This window comes from Clostridium sp. UMB9555A (assembly GCF_030222355.1).
Lineage (GTDB): Bacteria > Bacillota > Clostridia > Clostridiales > Clostridiaceae > Sarcina > Sarcina perfringens.
Genome location: NZ_JASORQ010000002.1, coordinates 515,329 through 534,004 on the forward strand (window position 1 = coordinate 515,329; position 18,676 = coordinate 534,004).

Sequence of the window (18,676 nt, forward strand, 5' to 3'; positions counted from 1 at the left end):
AATTTTTACAATCACAACCATGGTGTAGCTATCCCCTATAAAAACACCATTTTCATTCTATTAAATCCAATTTAGAACTATATTTGCTACTTAATATTTTGTGGTAAGTAAACAGTTATTCTTGTTCCTATTCCTTTTCTACTTAAAACACTAAAGTACCCTTTGTGGTTATCAATTATCCACTTTGCTATAGAAAGCCCAAGCCCTGTTCCACCATTTTTTCTAACTCTTGCTGTATCAGCCCTAAAAAAACGTTCAAATATATGAGGCACATCATTCTCATCCATGCCAATTCCATTGTCCTGAATTGAGAAATAAGCTTCTCCTTTAGAATTCTTACCTACTTTAAGTGTTATTGTTTCTCCTTCTTCTGTATATTTAGTTGCATTTTCAACTAGTATTCTAGCTGTTTGTTTAAGCAAAGCCATATCACCCTGAACAGTTATATGTTCTGATTCAATGTAGTTATATACATGATTTTTATCTATCATCTTAGACTCTTCAAAAACTTCATCTATCATATCATTTAAAGAAAATTCCTTTATTGTAAGCTGAGTCTTTCCATTAATACCTCTAGCTAAAAATAATAGCTGCTCAACTAGATTTTTCATATTTTCAGATTCACTCTTTATTGCTATAATAGACTCTTCTAATACGCTCTCATCATTTTTTCCCCATCGATCTAGCATATTAGCATATCCTTGAATTACAGAAATAGGAGTTCTAAGTTCATGAGATGCATCTGATACAAACCTTGCTTGTTGCCTATAAGAATCCCTCATCCTGTCTAAAAGCTTGTTTATTGCATCCTCTAAGCCTTTAAGCTCGCTATCACCTATATGTATTCTCTCATCAGATGTTACAGGACTTATTTTGGAAATAGCATCTTCAAGACTTTGAAATTTTTCCTCATCAAAGTCCATATTACTAAGCCTACTTGCTGTTTCTGCTATTTCATTAAGTGGTTTTAAGGTCTTTCTAATTTTAGCTGTACCAAATATTATTTCTTCTAATAAAAATACTCCTTCTACTATTCCTAAAATTATAACTATTTTTCTAACATAATATAAAAAAGCACCTGCTTCTTTAACCATGGTCTTTCCATTACTCCAAACAACTGTATAGGTTGAATTTTCTATAGGAAAAAAGTTAAATGACCTTTGTGCATTTTTTACTAATTCTCCATAGAAATCTTTTTCAGCTTGAATACACCAAAGAATAATTAAAATAATTATTAAACATATGTCAATTGCTAAAAATCTAAAAAATAAATCTCTAACAGAAATAGCATTAATCTTTATTGCAATAGAGGTAACATTTTTAGGTTTATTCTTCTTACTCATCTTTTATTACGTATCCTACACCACGTACTGTACTTATTATTTTAACCTTAAAAACATCGTCAATCTTTGTTCTTAAATATCTTACGTAAACATCTATTACATTTGTTTCTCCAACATAGTTATAACCACATACTTTTTCTATAAGCACATCTCTAGTTAATACTATATTTTTGTTTTCCATTAATATTTGCAACAAAGTAAATTCTCTATTAGTTAATTCTATTTCTGTATCACCATACATTACTTTATGTCTCATCTTGTCTAAGGTTAATAACCCACATCTTATTACATCTTCATCTTTTTTCACTGTAAATACCCTCTTTTTAAGAGCTGTTCTTATTCTTGCAAGCAATTCCTCTATAGCAAAAGGCTTTGTTATATAATCATCAGCTCCAGCATCCAGCCCTGAAACCTTATCCATTACAGCATCTCTTGCCGTAAGCATTATAATAGGAACTTCTGAGACTCTTCTGATTCTTCTTAATACTTCAAGACCATTAATTTCTGGAAGCATAACATCTAGAATAATTAAGTCAGCTTCTCCTCTCTCTGCAATTTCAAGACCTGTTCTCCCATTATCTGCTTTTATTACTTTATATCCTTCATGAATTAATTCTAATTCTATGAATCTTGCTATTTTTTCTTCATCTTCAACAATCAAAATCTTAACCATTCATTAACCCCCTTAAGTAAGAATTCTTTTTAGTGCATATGGTTAGTAAACTTACCTTTTACATCTTTCACTACTTTTGATGCTTCATTAAATACTTTGTTTATTTTATCTACATCAATCTTTTTGGAAGATACTAAAAATTCTATATTAAAGAATAGTCCAATTATCATTAAAGGTATAACTATCCAAAATGCAAAAAACAAAAGTACAATTAGTACAGTAAAAGGAATTTTTAAAATCACTCTACTATTTCTTATTATTTCAATAAATATATTATTGCAAGTATCTATAGCTTTGCATATAGCTTCAAAAACTCCTTCAAAACCATTTTTATTTTCAAAATTATTTTCATTTGTATCTTCTTTAAGATTAACTTCTTCTCCATTTTCATTGTAACTTTCTTTGGATTCATTGGTATAAAATATACTAATGGACGGCTTTTTCACCTTTCCATGTGCTTCTAAATATAGCATAGCCTCTAGCATATCCCAGTTGCTCTTTTCCAAAGCATCTTTAGCTTCTTCATAGCTTATATTAGCTTTATTCTTTAACTTATCTACAAGTTTAAGCTTTTCCATAAATAATCCTCCATATTTACTGAAGCTCACTACTCCTACATTAGTATTAAAATTTTTAAACTCCCACTTTAATTCTCTTTATAATAATTAAATTATACCATCCCCCTAATATTTCCACACCACAAAAATAAAGGAGCTATATCAAAATAACTTGTTAATAAAACTTTATAAATAATATAAAGAAAATATCTGAATGACCTTTAGAATTTAAGCTATTACGTAGAATAATTTGCGTTAATAAGCTAAGCATCGTATTAATAGGAATACAATGTCACTTATGTTCCATTGCATAAGTTCAAATTGCCAAATTAAAATTTGGATTTTCACTTAAGTTCTGAGCTTTAGCAAATTATTCGAAGTAATTGCTATAATTAATGACTACAATGTAACTAAAGTTCCATTTAATAAGTTAAAGAATCTAAATTAAAATTTAGACTTTCACTTAAAATTCAGTAATTCTCGGAATATATTTATAAAGTTTTATATAAGAGTTTTGATGTAGCTCCTTTAATAGTACTATCTAAAAACTATTTTTCATATCCTTCTTTAAAATCTTTTTTAATATGCTCTGCTGACTTTGATACTTCTTCAAAAATATTGTTTACTCCATCATAATTAAAGTCAGGTCCTGAAATTGAATATTTATATCCACAGAATAATCCTACGATTAATAAAACTATAGTTGGTACTGATAAAAATATTAAGAAGAGAATTGATATTGTTAAAGATATTCTTATTGGTTTTTCCTTATCTTTTCTAATCTCAAAGAAATTCTTATTTGATTTCTTTATGAATTTTCCTATAAACCTAAACATTCTTCCAACAATTTCTCCAATGCCACCAAATTTCTCATCCTGCTTTTTCTTATCTTCTTTTTCTTCCTTCACCTCAACTATAGTGAGTGCTGTAACTTCATTATTTTCTACTTTTCCTCTTCTCTCTAAGTAAACAATAGCATCTAAAAGATCCCAATTACATTTTTCTAGCACCTCTTGTGCCTCTTCCTCATTTATATTAGCCTTTCTAATTAAAATATTAATCATTTCATTTCTTTCCATTTATATTACCTCCACGAATTAATTTCCTTATTCATCTTGGTTATATAATACTTTTAGAAAATTAATCTAAAATATAAGAAAGATTAAAATCAGATTAAAATTTAACCTCTTTTATTAATTTCATCTGTTATTAATGATTTTGAGTTTAATATATGGTAATGTTTTAATTTCCATCAAATAATAATTTTTATATCTAAAGTTTTATTATATAGATGAATTTAATAAATTATTAAATTCATCATTGTCCTTTAAAAAATCTAATTCTTCACTCTTATCATTTTTTAGTATGTTTACAAAGTTAGAAAGAAGTTGCTCATTAAATCCCTCTTCGTCTCCTTTACTTTTTATATGCTTATATAATTTAGATTTTGATGGCTCCCACTTTTTGCCCATTACATCTAATATTTTCTTTAATACAAGTAAAAAGTTTTCTACATCTTTTTCTGCTTTGTATACTTCAAAATACCCACTATATGAATTATACTCCCATAAATCATATAATTTTGTTGTCTTATCTATAACTTCTGCAAAATACTTAGCATCCTCATTGCGCCCTTCTTTTAAGGCTATTTCAAGCATAGAAATTAAACTTATAAATATATCAGTAGTGGCTGAAAGTAACTTCTGTTCAAAAATTTCAGCAGCCTTTTGAAATTCACCAGATTTATTATAAATATTTCCTTGTAATACTTTTTTATCGTAAGTAATATCAGGTAATTTATCCACACACTCCTGTGCTTTCTCATACTCTTTTCTTCCTAAATATATGTTTATAAGCATAGAAACTGCTTGATTTCTAATCTCTATATCATCACTTCTTGTTAATTTAATATAAAACTCTTCTATCTGCTCTTCATACTTCTCCTTACTTTCAACTCCAAACATATACAGGCTTCCTTGCATTACTGTAGAAACTGTTAAAATCAATTTATCACAGGTAGGATACTCATAGATTTTGTCCATGGCTTTTTCAAAAGCTACATGAAATCCATCATTATTAGCTATCTTTACTAACTCATTAACAAAAACTCCTATTTCTTGCTCTGATAAATCTTCCTTAAATGAAAGTAAGGTATTTAAATCAACCTTTAAAAGCCTTGCTAAAGCTGGTAGTAATGTAATATCTGGATAGCAAGTTCCTTTTTCCCACTTATTCACTGCTGGTGTTGATAATCCAAGATACATGGCAACTTGTTCCTGAGTTAATCCTTGGGCATTTCTTTTTTCTTTTATAATCTCATTTATTCTCATATAATCTCTACTCCTTGATAAAATAATAATAACAAAAGCTTTTGATAGTATTATTTTATCAAGTGATATACTAAGCTACAATTGAATAGTAGTTAATTTAAAATTAAATAACTTAACTATAGGTTAAACTGTTAAAAGTTAGACTCAAATCTTTATTAAATTCAATTAATTTTTAATAATAAAAATATCCTTAGGCAACTTATCTAAATGCCTAAGGATATAAAGTTTATTAAAACGAACTTTTTTAAATAAATATTTAAAGTTATCTTTTTAAATAAACTATACTTTATACACCTTTAAAAATTTATGCTACTTTTTTCTTTCTAAAACATAATGAATAAATAAGAACAACTGCAAAACAAACTACAGGTATAAAGAATGCTGAACGAACTGCAGCTTCTGCACCTTGATATGAAGTAACTAAACTTGATAATTTTCCACTATCAATAAATAATCCCATTATAGGTGTTATAACTGCACCACCTAATATTGCCATTATAAGACCTGCTGCACCAACCTTTACTTCTTTTCCTAATCCTTCAAGCGCTATACCATAAATTGTTGGGAACATTAATGACATACATGATGAAATTAAAACTAAAGACCAAACTGATAAATTTGTAGGTAAATAAATTGCTCCTAAGCTACATAATATTCCAAGTACCGCAAACACTGCCATCATAATACCTGGTTCTATATATTTCATAAGTGCTGTACAAATCCAACGACATGCTATAAATCCAAACATAGCTATAAGATAATATTTAGCAGCAGATGCTTCATCTATACCTACAGTAACCATTACATATTTTATAGTCCAAGTCCAAACAGCTATTTGAACTCCAACATAGAAAAACTGTGTGATTACTCCAAAGGCATAACGTGGAATTTTTACTAACTTCTTTATTGATTCAATTATATTAAGTTCTCCCGAATCATCTTTTTCTGAACCTTTGCTTCGCTTAAAGAAACACCAGATTATTATGGCTATAACAACTAAACTAACATATGGTACACATACCCATATTAATTCATTGTTTTGTATTTTACTTAAGGCCTCTGATCCCATAGCAACTCTCTCTTCATAAGTTGCTGGATGTAAATTCCCTAATATTATATATTTAGCCATTATAATACCAGCTAGTGAACCAATAGGATTAAAGGCTTGTGCTAAGTTTAAACGACGAACACTTGTCTCTTCACTTCCTAAAGAGATTACATAGGGATTACAAGTAGTTTCTAATATTGAAAGTCCACCAGCTAAAACAAAAACTGATACTAAGAATAAATTAAAGTTTTGTAGCATTGCAGCTGGGATATATCCCATTGCTCCAATTATATATAATCCAAGTCCTACTAATACTCCATTTCTATAAGAATATTTTTTAATAAGTATTGCTGCCGGTAAGGCAAGTACTGCATATGATCCATAGAAAGCTACTTGTACTAAAGATGAGTCAGCAGCTTCTAACATAAATATCTTTCCAAAAGCAGGAACAAGATTATCAGTCATATTATTTAAAAGACCCCAAAGTACAAAACATGATATAAGCATTATAAAATGCATTCTATATTTTTTAGGTACAATAGCTGTTTTCTCAATAGTACTCATTTTTTCCACAATAAACACTCCCCCAATATCTAAACTTAATATTATTCTTCTGTTCTATAACGTTTAAATCCTGGATGTCTTCCACTTACTCCATAGTCTTTTCTCATGTTTATTAATCTATCAATATTTTTTCTTGATATTTCCTTTTCTCCCCCTAAAAGATGAGCTGTTAAACTTATTTTTGCATATAATTCTAATGTTTCCATTCTATAATAAGCTGTTATTAAATCTGCTCCAACTGTTAATGCTCCATGATTTTCTAATAATATAACATCATGTTCTTGAAGATATGGCGCTATTGAATCTGGAACTTCATAAGTTGAAGGAGTTCCATAAGGAGCTATTGGAATTGATCCAATTGCAATTACAGTTTCTATCATTGTATATCTATCTAAAGCAAGATGAGCAACTGCAAATCCTGTAGCAGTTGGTGGATGTGCATGAACAACTGATCCAACATCTTCTCTTTCCTTATAGCATCTTAAATGCATTTTTATTTCTGATGAAGGCTTTGCTCCTTCTGGTCCATCAAGTACTTCTCCATTTTCATCAATATGAACTAATTTTTCTGGTGTTATAAAACTTTTACTAATTCCAGTTGGTGTAGCTAAAAATGTACCATCCTCTAATTTCACTGATACATTTCCATCATTTGCTGCCACCCATCCTAATTGCCACATTTTATGACACACATCACATATCTGTTCTCTTATTTCCATGTATTTTAATTTATTTGTATTCTCCATAATAATTTCCTCCACTCTATATCTTTTACTAAATTACTACACCTTTTTGTAATATAACGTTTGCATATAATGCTTTTTCTCCTGTTGCAATTATTGCATAAGCCTTTTTTGCTTCTTCATAAAACTTAAATCTTTCTATAGTTGAAATAACATTACTTCCACGATTATCATGCTTTCCTATAATATTTTTATATTCATCCCAAATAGGTGTCTTAACATTGTCACCTTTCATAACTTCCATTAAATTCACTGGATTTTCAACATAAGTGTCAAGTGGAAATACTTCTAGTATTGCATCTAATAACTCTGGTATTCCATGACCATCACATCTAACTACTATACAGTCCTTTCCCATACTTTCTGTTGGAAAATTACCATCTGCAATTACTATTTTGTCACTATGTCCCATCTCACATAATACTTTAAGCAATTCTGGTGATAATATTTGTGGTACTCCTTTTAACATTTAATTACCTCCTCAGATTTAATTACATTTTTAAATCTTTCATATTCCTTATCCCATAATTCATAATTTTGAGGCTCATAATAACTCATATCATTAGAGTTCCTTATAATTTCACGTGCTTTATATAAATTCTCTATTTTATTTGTTGCCATAAGCTGTATTGCTATATTCCCATAAACTGTAGCTTCAATAGGTCCTGCTAAAACTTTAATATTACATGCATTTGCAGTCATCTGGCATAATAATTTACTTTGAGTTCCTCCACCAACCATGTAAATAACATCATAATTTTTATTAGTACAATCCTTTATTTCTCCTAAAGAATATCTATACTTCATAGCTAAGCTTTCATTTATACATCTAACAATTTCTCCACAATTTTCTGGCACTTCTTGATTAGTTTTTAAACAATACTCTCTTATTCTACTAGGAATATCTCCAGCTTGTACAAATATAGGATCATCTGGATCTATAAAGCATTTAAAAGGCTTCGCCTCTCTTGCCAATTCTTCTAAAGTTGAGAAATTATACTCTTTTCCTTCTCTTTCCCATTGCCTTTTACTTTCTTGAATTAACCATAACCCAATAATATTTTTAAGGAATGATGCTTTATTTTCATATCCACCTTCATTTGTAATATTATACTTACTTGATTTTTCGTTAATAATTGGTTCATCAATCTCTGTCCCAAGTAAAGACCATGTTCCACAACTTAAAAATACAAAATCTTTTTCTGTAGTTGGAACAGATACTAATGCACTTTGAGTATCATGTCCTGCAACCGCAATCACTTTACACTTTTCTATTTTAAGTTCATCACATATTTTTTCTGATATATCTCCTATTATTGTTCCACTTGGAACTATTTTAGTAAATATCTTTCTTGGAAGACCTAAAGCATTTATTACTTTATCTGACCAAGTTCTCTCTTTTGCGTCAAATAGCTGTGTTGTTGATGCTATAGAATTTTCGGTAACCATTTTTCCTGTTAGTAAATAATTAAATAAATCTGGCATTAAGAGCATCACATCTGCTCTTTCAAGCAGATGCGATCTCTTTTCTTTTAATGCTAATAGTTGAAATACAGTATTTATTTCCATAAATTGATTACCGGTTATACTATAAAATTCATCCTTTGATATTTTTTCAAAACTCTTTTCTACCATTCCAAGAGTTCTTTCATCCCTATAATGAACTGGATTTTCAATTAATTGTCCATCATTATCTAAAAGGGCAAAATCAACTCCCCAGGTATCTATTCCAATACTATCTATTTCACCAAATTGTTTTGCTTTTATAAGACTTTGCTTTATTTCAAAAAACAATCTTAAAACATCCCAATACATGGTTCCATTTATAAATACAGGATCATTAGAAAACCTATGAATTTCTTTTATATTAATTTTTTCTCCATCAAAACTCCCAAGAATGGCTCTACCACTTGATCCACCAAAATCAAAAGCTAATACTTTACTTTTTAAATTTATATCTTTCATAGTATCACCTACTAAGTTTTTTATTTATACATTGGTCCATAAGCCTTACAAGCTCTATAATCTTGTCCCTCTTTATCCATTCCAAAGGCATTCCAAGCTGCTGGTCTAAATATTTTTTCCTCTGGAACATTATGCATACTTACAGGTATTCTTAAGATAGAACATAAAGTAATTATATCTGCCCCTATATGTCCATGACTTATAGCTCCATGGTTAGCACCCCAATTATTCATTACATCATAAGCAGATTTAAATGCTCCTTTTCCTGTAAGTCTTGGTGCAAACCAAGTACAAGGCCAAGTATAATCTGTTCTTTTCCATAATTTATCTGATACTTCATCTGGAAGTTTTACTGAATATCCTTCAACTAATTGAACAACTGGACCAAGGCCTTTCACAAGATTTAAACGTATCATTGTTACTGGCATTTCAGCTTCTGTTAAGAATCTTGATGAATATCCACCACCTCTAAAGTATCCATTATCGGCAGCATTCCATGTAGTTGCAGCAAGGATTGCTTCTTGGTCTTCTTCTGTAACATCATACCAAGCTTTCATTGTTCCATTTCCATTTTCATCTTTAGCTTGTCCACATGCATCAAGACAAGCTGCGCCTGAATTTATTAAATGTATAAATCCATCTGATTCCTTTGCTACCCCTTCTAATTCATATCCTGTAGCTTTCTTAACGGCATCAGGACTCCAATAAGTTCTAACATCTGCAAATATTTGTGCTTTATTTGTAAGTAGCTTTCCAAAAAGCATACCTAATCCATTTAAAACATCATTTTCAGTAGCTAATATATAGGGCTCTCTAGCTCCATTCCAGTCAAATGAAGTATTAAGTAGTGCTTCTGGGAAATCACAATTTGGATAAAAATCAGTCCATTGTCTTTGTCCTTGGAAACCTGCCGCTATTGCATTATGTCCTAATTTTTCTTCTTCAAATCCATCTGGTAAATTTTCATTTCCATTCATTAAATCCTTTATAATGCACATCATTTTAACTACAAATTCCCAATCCTTATCCTTTTCTTCTCTTGTTTTTTGAACATTCTCAGGATTTTTATCAAAACCTTCCTTACATTTTTCCTTAGTCCATTTTAAAGCTCTTTCAAATTCATCTTTATCATATATTTCTTCTGTCATTCTTCTTATAATTTCTACTTCATCAACAGATTCTACTCTCATACCTAAATATTCTTCTATAAAGTTTGGATCTATAATAGATCCACCTATTCCCATACATATTGAACCAATTTGAAGATAAGATTTTCCCCTCATAGATGCTGCTGCAATTGCACTTCTTCCAAATCTTAATATCTTTTCTTTTACGTCTTCTGGTATTTCAGTATCATCTGCATTTTGAACATCATGTCCATATATTCCAAAGGCAGGAAGTCCCTTTTGAGCATGAGTTGCTAAAACTGATGCTAAATAAACAGCTCCTGGTCTTTCAGTTCCATTAAATCCCCATACCCCTTTTATAGTCATTGGATCCATATCCATTGTTTCTGCACCATAGCACCAACATGGAGTAACTGTAAGTGTTATATCTACACCTTCTCTTCTAAATTTATCTGCACAAGCTGCAGCTTCTGGAACTCTTCCAATTGTAGTGTCAGCTATTATAACCTTTACTTTTTCTCCATTTGAATATTTTAAATTTTCCTCTAAAAGCTTTGCTGCTGACTTTGCCATATTCATTGTTTGTTCTTCAAGAGAACCTCTTACATCTATTATTCCTCTTCTTCCATCAATAGTTGGTCTTATTCCTATTACAGGATACTTTCCTACTAATCTACTTTTTGCCATAATGATTACCTCCCAAACCAAATTCAAATTTATAACTTTTTTGTTTGATTGTTACTATATTTTGATTATATATATTTATATAAACGTTTTCTTGTGTTATAATAGTCAAAAAATATAATAATATTCACTTTTTTATATAGGAGGGAGTTTATGAAATATTTTGATTATAAAGAGAATAAACAACATGGAACTTTCGATTTTCCAATAGAGTTTTATCACGTTACTCCTAATCATTCTAGATACAACATGCCTTATCATTGGCATACTGAATGTGAAATAATTAGAATTTTAGAAGGAGAATTTATACTATTTATAGATAAAGAAAAGATACTAGCCAAAAAGAATGATATTATTTTTGTTCATAGTGGAATATTTCATGGTGGGTTACCTAATGATTGTATTTATGAATGTATAGTTTTTGATATGAAATTACTTTTAAAGGACAATAATGCTTGTACAAAGCAAATATATGATATTGTAAATCATAATAAAGTTATAGCCCATAAACTTCCTTCTAATGTACAAGCTTTAAATAATTGTTGTACATCATTGTTCGAAGCAATGAGAGTTAAAAGTACAGGCTATGAGTTTATAGCTCAAGGGGCTTTATATTATTTAATAGGAACTATATTAGAGAATCAATTATATGTAAAAAATAATAAATATACTAAAAAGACTAAAGAAAGGTTTCTTCAATTAAAAAATGTTATAACCTTAATAGAAAATGAATATCAAAACCCTTTAACTCTTGAGGATTTATCCAAAGCTTCTGGTATGTCTCCAAAATATTTTTGTAGATTTTTTCATGAAATGATTAATAAAACTCCCATAGAATATTTAAATTACTACCGTATTGAAATTTCTTGTGAAAAACTTCTTGCAACAGAGCTTTCCATTACTGAGATTGCTTTAAATTGTGGATTTAATGATGTAAGTTACTTTATTAAAACCTTTAAAAAACATAAAGGAGTAACACCAAAACAATATTTAAAATCCTTAAAAGCTTAGTAAATAAAAAATACCCTCTTAGTGAAATTGATTCACTAAGAGGGTATTTTTATTTTTACATTAAAGATTCATATAAAGCTATTATATCTTCAACAGATGTTTCCTTTGGATTACCTGGTCTACAAGCATCATTATAAGCAGACTCAGCTAGAAATCTTATATCTTCTTTTTTAACTATGTCTTTAAGATTAGCTGGTATTCCCACATCTTCTGAAAGCTTTTTAACTGCATCTACTGCTGCTTTTCTATATTCTTCAACTGTCATATTTTCTGTATTTTCAACGCCCATGGCAGCTGCAATATATTTATATTTATCTCCAGTTTCCTCTGCATTATATTCCATAACAGTTGGAAGAATAATTGCATTTGCAACCCCATGAGGTGTGTCATAAACAGCCCCTAAAGAATGTGCCATAGAGTGAACTATACCAAGTCCTACATTTGAGAATCCCATTCCTGCAATGTATTGTCCTAATGCCATTCCTTCTCTTCCTTCTGGTGTATTTTCTACTGCTCCTCTTAAATGTTTTGAAATTAATTCAATAGCTTTTAAGTGGAACATATCTGTCATTTCCCATGCAGCCCCTGTTATATAACCTTCTATGGCATGAGTTAATGCATCCATACCAGTTGCTGCAGTAAGTCCCTTTGGCATACTTTGCATCATTTCAGGATCTATAATTGCTACTACTGGAATGTCATGAGTATCTACACATACAAATTTTCTATTCTTTTCAACATCAGTGATAACATAATTTATAGTTACCTCTGCTGCCGTACCAGCTGTTGTTGGAACAGCAATAATAGGAACTGATTTGTTCTTAGTTGGTGCAACCCCTTCTAAGCTTACTACATCTTCAAATTCTTTATTATTTATTATAATTCCTATAGCTTTTGCAGTATCCATTGATGATCCACCACCAACTGCAATGATATAATCTGCACCTGATTTTTTATAAGCCTCTACACCACTTTTTACATTCTCTATAGTTGGATTTGCTTTAATATTTGTATATAATTCATAACTAAGATTAGCCTCATGTAATATAGAAGTAACCTTTCCTGTAACTCCAAACTTAACTAAATCTGGATCAGAACATAAGAAGGCTTTCTTAAAACCTCTTCCTTTTACTTCTGTAACAATTTCCTTGATAGCGCCTGCTCCATGATAAGAAGTTTCATTTAATACAATCCTATTGACCATGCTTGTACTCCCCCTTTTATTAATAAATATATTTATCTATATATTTATTTTAAGTTTATAAAACATACTATTCTATAAATATAATGTCTTAAAATATAATAATATTCACATTTATAAAGATTGTATTTAATTAATATTTTCTAATTCTAATACCTTTTTAATACAATAATCATTTTCAAAGTTACCAGTCTTTCCAGCATACTCAATTAAATAATCTGGCTCTGTTTTAAATTCTTCACTAGATGTTCCATCAGCAGTTGTTCCCATATCCTTAGAAAATCTGAATACATAACCACTATTAGGTAACATGTGAAGAAGTGGATCAGAACCTATACCATCGCCCCCAGTTCTTTCACCTATAAGTGTTGCAAATCCTGTTTGTTTTGCAAAAGAGGCAAATGCTTCTGATGATGAATATACTAATTTGTCAACTAACATATATATATTCCCCTTAAATTTTATGGAATCTTCACTTGGGCTTATTTCCATAGTATTTTTACTATAGTACTTGAAATCCTCCTTAACCTCTACTGGTAAGTTTACAAGTTTTGTAGTATCTAAATCTTTCACCTCTCCAAATCCTGTAGAATATTTTACTTTTGACTTTTTCAAATAATTATTTATAATTTCTCCATCTTTCCAAAAGCTATAATTTGTGTTTTCATATACTTTATCTATCAGCTTTGGAACTAAGTATGAAATCCAATAATAACTATCTCCTCCTCCATTGCCTCTTATGTCTATAATTAGAGCTTGATACTCCTTAATATTGTTTAAATACTCATCAATAAGTTCAATGTCATTTCCCATGTTGTAATAACTTATCATCTGAGGTATATAAATATATCCTATTTTCCCTTCAACTATATCTTTAGTGGAAGCATTCCTAATCCCTTCCGTATTTTCATTTTTCCCTTGATTCAAAACTTGTACTTTTTCATTTTTATCAATATTGTATCTTGCTAAAGCTTTTTTGTTATTCAATACAGGTAACTGTACCTTCTTTTGCCACCCTTTATTCATTGAATAAATTTCTCTAAAATCTCTGAATTGGCTAGAATTTGTAATCATATGAGTATGTCCATTATTTAACTCACTTAATATAGAATTTAAAGTCATCAAAAATTCAATATCACTCTTGGTATTTTTTACTCTTTGTAAATACTCTTCCTTTTTACTTAACCAATCTACATTATTCAGTCTTTTATTTGTCTCTAAAAAAGGATAGTTTTCTTCAATTGTATTATATAAGTAATTAAAATCCTCTATCTTTTGCTCTTCTGTTAATGGTGTACTTATATCTACCTTATTACCACAGGCAACCAAAGTACTTATAAGTATAAATAACATTGCTAATAAGAATCTTTTTAAACCTATAACTTTCTCCCCCTTTTAAATCTTATTTCATGGTTATATTTTTCATTAAACACTTTATAATTATATGAATTTATGGGAATTATTACACATAATTATATTTCACACAAACCCTTTGGTAAATAATTCAAATAAAAATATCCTTAGGCAAGCTATACTAATACCTAAGGATATAAAATTTATTATGTATTTTTTAATTATAAAACCTAATTATTAATACTAGAGTCCTCTATTAAAGAGAGTTTATTCTTTTTAAAACCTATTATTTTTATGATAACTTATAAACTTTAAAGTTGATTTAAATTCAAAAATAACATTTATTATCCTAATAAAATAAATAACTATTCAATCTTCATTATTTCCATCTGTGATTTTGTAATACCATTTCTTTTGCCATAGTTAATCCAATAATTTGTAGAGGCCTTAAGATACATGTTTTTTGATATAGGCATGGTAACCCTTAAGTTTTCAGGGGTGTTATTATAAATAGCCTTTGCTAACTTTTTTATTTTCCATTTTACAAAGATTTTAAAAGGTGTTCCTAAAATAGCTTCACCACCACCAATTGATAATACTGAATTAAACTCATATGTATTTTGTTTGCAAAATAATTTAACCATATCAATACAAACATTGTTTTGTTCAGGCTCTATAAACCCACAATTTATTATTACATTTACTTTAGGTTTGTTTTTTGGTGGATTTTCTTCAAGAACCTTTAAGAAGTTAAGCATTGTAACTGGAAGTCCATCTGCATAAAGTGGAAAAACAAGAAGCATATCTTTGTATTCTCCAATCTTACTACAAATCTCTTTATGATTATTCTTTGTAATATTAAAAGTATCAGCTTGTCCTTTGTAATAACTGCTAAAGATTTCTCCATACTCTTTAGAGTTAGATCTTGGTGCTCTTGGACTCCCATTTATAATAATTACTCTTCCCATTTTCTAACCTCCTTATCTACTACCTCTTCTAAATTCTCTTCATCTACAAAAATAACATTAAAACTTTTGAAATTCATATTGTGAGAATTACGCTCTATTAACCTTTTAAATATTTCTTTTTCCTCATCTTCTATATTTCCATATGCAATAATAATAGCATCCTTCATTGCAACATCACGCTGAACATGATGGGCCTCCCCATTTAAAAGACGAATAAAAGCTTGCTGAATTGGAATAGCTCTCTCAAGCGTAGTTTTCATCACTGTATCATAAGAACCATATTTAACTTTGCTTACATAAATCACCTTATCACTCTTTGCAATAATAGGATAAACCTTTACTGCATCATCACGAATAACACACTTTCCAGGAGTTTTAGTCCAACAACCAAAACATCCTATACAATTTGAAATTCTAAGCTTAGACAAATCAATATATTTATTTTCATCACTCTCTAAAAAATTAATATTTAACTCTTTATCACTTAGTAATAATCTCATTTTCTATTCCTCCTATAACACCTAAATAAACTGCTTCAAAGATTTAATTAACTTCTGCCTAATCTTTTTCTACAGTTTCTATAGCAATCATAGTTAAAATACTATGAAAATAATCTCTATTAAATTAATTACTCTTGTAACTTCACAGTTATCTTATAAACTTTGGTACAAGTATTTATATTTTTATTATATATCCTTCATGGATTATAAATTGAATAAAATGTAAAAAATACTAGAAATATTTTTTTATAAGGAATAAACTAATCTTAAAGTATAATTTTGAGAGGTTTAATATTATGGAATATGATTGTGGTTTTGTAAAGGAAAGTAACTGGTTTCGTTATCGTGCTGGTGCAATTATTATTGAAGATGGAGCTGTTCTTTTTGCTAGTAATGAAAGGGAAAATTACTACTATTCTATTGGTGGTGGAGTACATATGGGAGAATCAGCTGAGGAAGCTGTAAAGCGTGAAGTCCTTGAAGAAACAGGAGTGGAATATGAAGTTGATAGATTGGTATTTATACATGAAAACTTCTTTAAAGGTGATGGAAGTTTGGAAGGTAAAAACTGTCATGAAATATGTTTTTATTTTTTAATGAAACCTAGAGGAATACGTAATTTAAATAGTAATAGCTATACTGGTGGAGTTAAGGAAATAATGTATTGGATTCCAATAGAAGAACTAAGTAATTATCGAGCTTATCCTACATTCTTTAGAGAAAAGTTAACTAATCTTAAGAATGAAATTGAACACATAGTAACTTATGAATATTAATGTAAAAAATAAAACTGATAAAATACTATTTTAATATTTTATCAGTTTATTTTTGTATTATAAACTTTTGATTTTAAGATTATATTTTTTAAATTATATTGATTTGCTTTTGATTATATTACTAGCTTTTAACTCTATCATAATTCTTTAGTATATAAACAACTAATATAATAATAGAAAAAAATACTGAAATATTTTGAAATATATAAAATGTACTTCCTTTTACTTTATCCTTTTCATCAAATAAATATGAAACTGGCCAAAAAGACATGAAGCATAAAACTCCATAAATACTTATAAATAATCTTAATATAATATTCAAGCTTTCTCCATACATCCATGCTAAGAGACAAAAACTTAAAAATAAAGCCATTCCAAGATTCATAACCCTTATAAAAATATTAGAATTTTCTATATCTTGCCACCACCAGAATTTCAAAATATTTTTTATAATAAAAGCTAATCTTTTCATATTATACTCCATACTTAATTATAAAATCTATATTAAGATGCGTTAAGTAATTATACTTAAATACTTATAATGTTACGATCCACTCTACTTTGTAGTATATGTTAATAAACTGCAACTGAATTTAAATACATACCATGTTAAAGTTCAATGCTTGTAAAGTAGCCATTTCTTTTTCTTGATATTTATCTTTAAGTTAGTTATTTCAATTTCTCTCTTATTATTTTACCAGTATCTTACTTTAATTTAAAGTACTAATATAAAATCAACTTTTAATCTAGTTGTTTCAAGGTCTAAAGGGTAATTTCATATAATTTTAGGCTGGTAAAATTTTATTTGTGTATTTATAAAGTATTTCTAAGAATGCATTAATTAAATACTAAGATTTACCTATTCAGTAAGCTTCAAATTTTTATCAGTGAATTGATTTAGCACTTATACTATGCTAAAATTAACTTATAATTTTGAATTTGTTAATTAAAGTTTAATAATATAAAGTTTTCTAGGGTTCCGTAGCTTTTTAGTTAGTCTGGTCCAAGAGAAAACGCACAGATAAACTGTGAACACGGAAGGATAAAAGCCTGGGAGATATTTTTATAATATTTCTTTGGCTTTTTTATTTTAAAGGAGGTATATTGTTATGAAAAAGTTTATTATTGAGGATGATTTTTGGGAGCTATTCCCTAATGCAAAGATAGGTATTATCACTTGCAATGGCATAGATAATACTATAAAAGATGAGAACCAATACCAGGATATGCTTTCTCAAGTAGAAAAGGAAGCTTTAACTCACTTGCCTAATGAAGAATTTAGTAGCAATGAAGTTATTAAGGTATGGAGAGATGCATTTAAGAGATTTAAAACTAAAAAAGGGGCAAGGTCATCAATTGAAGCTTTGTTAAAAAGGGTTTCTACTGGTAAAGGATTAGGAACAATTAACCCTCTAGTTGATATTTACAACTCTATATCATTAAAGTATGCCATGCCTTGTGGTGGAGAGGATATGGATAAGTTTATTGGAGATATAAGATTAAGTAAGGCAACAGGAGATGAAAGTTTTATTACCTTAGGATCAGATAAAAGTGAGCCACCATATGAGGGAGAAATAGTTTATAAAGATGATGAAGGAGCTATTTGCAGATGTTGGAATTGGCGTGAGTCAGTAAGAACTATGTTAACAGAAGATACAAAAAATGCTTTCTTATGCATTGAGTTAGTTGATGAAAATAGAGAAAAAGAATTTGAAAATGCCTTAAAAGAGTTATCTCAATTAGTAGAGGAAAACTTAGGTGGAAAATCTGAGATTTCAATACTTCATATTAATAATAAGGAAGCTATAATCTAAGTATTTACGGAGGATAAGT

General features: G+C 29.0%; 18 protein-coding genes and 1 riboswitch. Of the genes, 3 read left to right on the forward strand and 15 right to left on the reverse strand.

What is annotated here, in order from left to right:
* Positions 1 to 86 precede the first annotated feature (86 nt).
* The 10 genes from QP548_RS07575 to QP548_RS07620 form a co-directional block, all read right to left on the reverse strand.
* The gene (locus tag QP548_RS07575; protein WP_003462180.1) at positions 87 to 1,343 is read right to left on the reverse strand and encodes a sensor histidine kinase; all 1,257 of its coding nucleotides are present in this window, start codon (positions 1,341 to 1,343) and stop codon (positions 87 to 89) included.
* Positions 1,336 to 2,016, reverse strand: coding sequence for a response regulator transcription factor (locus QP548_RS07580; protein WP_061427217.1), 681 nt, complete (start codon positions 2,014 to 2,016; stop codon positions 1,336 to 1,338). Before QP548_RS07580 ends, QP548_RS07575 begins: the two co-directional genes overlap by 8 nt.
* 29 nt (positions 2,017 to 2,045) lie before the next feature.
* A complete protein-coding gene (locus QP548_RS07585) occupies positions 2,046 to 2,594 on the reverse strand; it encodes a hypothetical protein (RefSeq protein WP_061427215.1) in 549 nt (182 codons plus the stop codon).
* A 527-nt stretch (positions 2,595 to 3,121) separates the two neighbouring features.
* On the reverse strand, positions 3,122 to 3,652 hold the full coding sequence (locus QP548_RS07590) for a hypothetical protein (protein ID WP_061427213.1): 531 nt from the start codon (positions 3,650 to 3,652) through the stop codon (positions 3,122 to 3,124).
* Between the two features lie 204 nt (positions 3,653 to 3,856).
* A complete protein-coding gene (locus QP548_RS07595; protein WP_061427211.1) occupies positions 3,857 to 4,903 on the reverse strand; it encodes a helix-turn-helix domain-containing protein in 1,047 nt (348 codons plus the stop codon).
* Positions 4,904 to 5,207: 304 nt separating this feature from the next.
* A complete protein-coding gene (gene fucP, locus QP548_RS07600) occupies positions 5,208 to 6,515 on the reverse strand; it encodes an L-fucose:H+ symporter permease (protein WP_061429426.1) in 1,308 nt (435 codons plus the stop codon).
* Positions 6,516 to 6,556: 41 nt separating this feature from the next.
* Positions 6,557 to 7,261 carry a class II aldolase/adducin family protein gene (locus tag QP548_RS07605; RefSeq protein WP_061427210.1) on the reverse strand — a complete coding sequence of 235 codons (705 nt, stop codon included), beginning with the start codon at positions 7,259 to 7,261 and terminating at the stop codon, positions 6,557 to 6,559.
* A 28-nt stretch (positions 7,262 to 7,289) separates the two neighbouring features.
* Positions 7,290 to 7,727 (reverse strand): RbsD/FucU family protein, encoded by a 438-nt coding sequence (locus tag QP548_RS07610; protein WP_061427209.1) that lies wholly within the window; start codon positions 7,725 to 7,727, stop codon positions 7,290 to 7,292.
* Positions 7,721 to 9,223, reverse strand: a complete 1,503-nt coding sequence (locus tag QP548_RS07615) for a rhamnulokinase (RefSeq protein ID WP_061427207.1) — start codon at positions 9,221 to 9,223, stop codon at positions 7,721 to 7,723. Before QP548_RS07615 ends, QP548_RS07610 begins: the two co-directional genes overlap by 7 nt.
* A gap of 20 nt (positions 9,224 to 9,243) precedes the next feature.
* Positions 9,244 to 11,037, reverse strand: coding sequence for an L-fucose isomerase (locus tag QP548_RS07620; RefSeq protein ID WP_003477484.1), 1,794 nt, complete (start codon positions 11,035 to 11,037; stop codon positions 9,244 to 9,246).
* A 150-nt stretch (positions 11,038 to 11,187) separates the two neighbouring features.
* On the opposite strand from QP548_RS07620, the gene QP548_RS07625 reads away from it, so the two are divergent.
* Positions 11,188 to 12,045 (forward strand): AraC family transcriptional regulator, encoded by an 858-nt coding sequence (locus QP548_RS07625; RefSeq protein WP_003459136.1) that lies wholly within the window; start codon positions 11,188 to 11,190, stop codon positions 12,043 to 12,045.
* Positions 12,046 to 12,100: 55 nt separating this feature from the next.
* Here QP548_RS07625 and fucO read toward each other — a convergent pair whose 3' ends face one another.
* From fucO to QP548_RS07645, 4 genes are all read right to left on the reverse strand, one after another.
* Entirely contained in the window at positions 12,101 to 13,249 is a 1,149-nt protein-coding gene (fucO, locus tag QP548_RS07630) for a lactaldehyde reductase (protein ID WP_061427205.1), read from the reverse strand.
* 126 nt (positions 13,250 to 13,375) lie between these two features.
* The gene (locus tag QP548_RS07635; RefSeq protein ID WP_061427203.1) at positions 13,376 to 14,599 is read right to left on the reverse strand and encodes a S41 family peptidase; all 1,224 of its coding nucleotides are present in this window, start codon (positions 14,597 to 14,599) and stop codon (positions 13,376 to 13,378) included.
* A gap of 365 nt (positions 14,600 to 14,964) precedes the next feature.
* A complete protein-coding gene (locus QP548_RS07640; protein ID WP_061427202.1) occupies positions 14,965 to 15,567 on the reverse strand; it encodes a hypothetical protein in 603 nt (200 codons plus the stop codon).
* A complete protein-coding gene (locus QP548_RS07645) occupies positions 15,555 to 16,067 on the reverse strand; it encodes a flavodoxin family protein (RefSeq protein WP_061427201.1) in 513 nt (170 codons plus the stop codon). The genes QP548_RS07640 and QP548_RS07645 overlap by 13 nt, the downstream gene beginning before the upstream one ends.
* 296 nt (positions 16,068 to 16,363) lie before the next feature.
* Here QP548_RS07645 and QP548_RS07650 point away from each other — a divergent pair, with 296 nt between their 5' ends.
* Positions 16,364 to 16,843 carry an NUDIX hydrolase gene (locus QP548_RS07650; protein WP_061427200.1) on the forward strand — a complete coding sequence of 160 codons (480 nt, stop codon included), beginning with the start codon at positions 16,364 to 16,366 and terminating at the stop codon, positions 16,841 to 16,843.
* A 121-nt stretch (positions 16,844 to 16,964) separates the two neighbouring features.
* On the opposite strand, the gene QP548_RS07655 is transcribed toward QP548_RS07650, so the two are convergent.
* Positions 16,965 to 17,315, reverse strand: coding sequence for a hypothetical protein (locus tag QP548_RS07655; protein WP_061427198.1), 351 nt, complete (start codon positions 17,313 to 17,315; stop codon positions 16,965 to 16,967).
* Positions 17,316 to 17,803: 488 nt separating this feature from the next.
* A riboswitch (guanidine-I (ykkC/yxkD leader) is annotated at positions 17,804 to 17,902 on the forward strand.
* Between the two features lie 50 nt (positions 17,903 to 17,952).
* On the opposite strand from QP548_RS07655, the gene QP548_RS07660 reads away from it, so the two are divergent.
* Entirely contained in the window at positions 17,953 to 18,657 is a 705-nt protein-coding gene (locus tag QP548_RS07660; RefSeq protein ID WP_061427185.1) for a B3/4 domain-containing protein, read from the forward strand.
* The last annotated feature ends 19 nt before the right edge of the window (positions 18,658 to 18,676 follow it).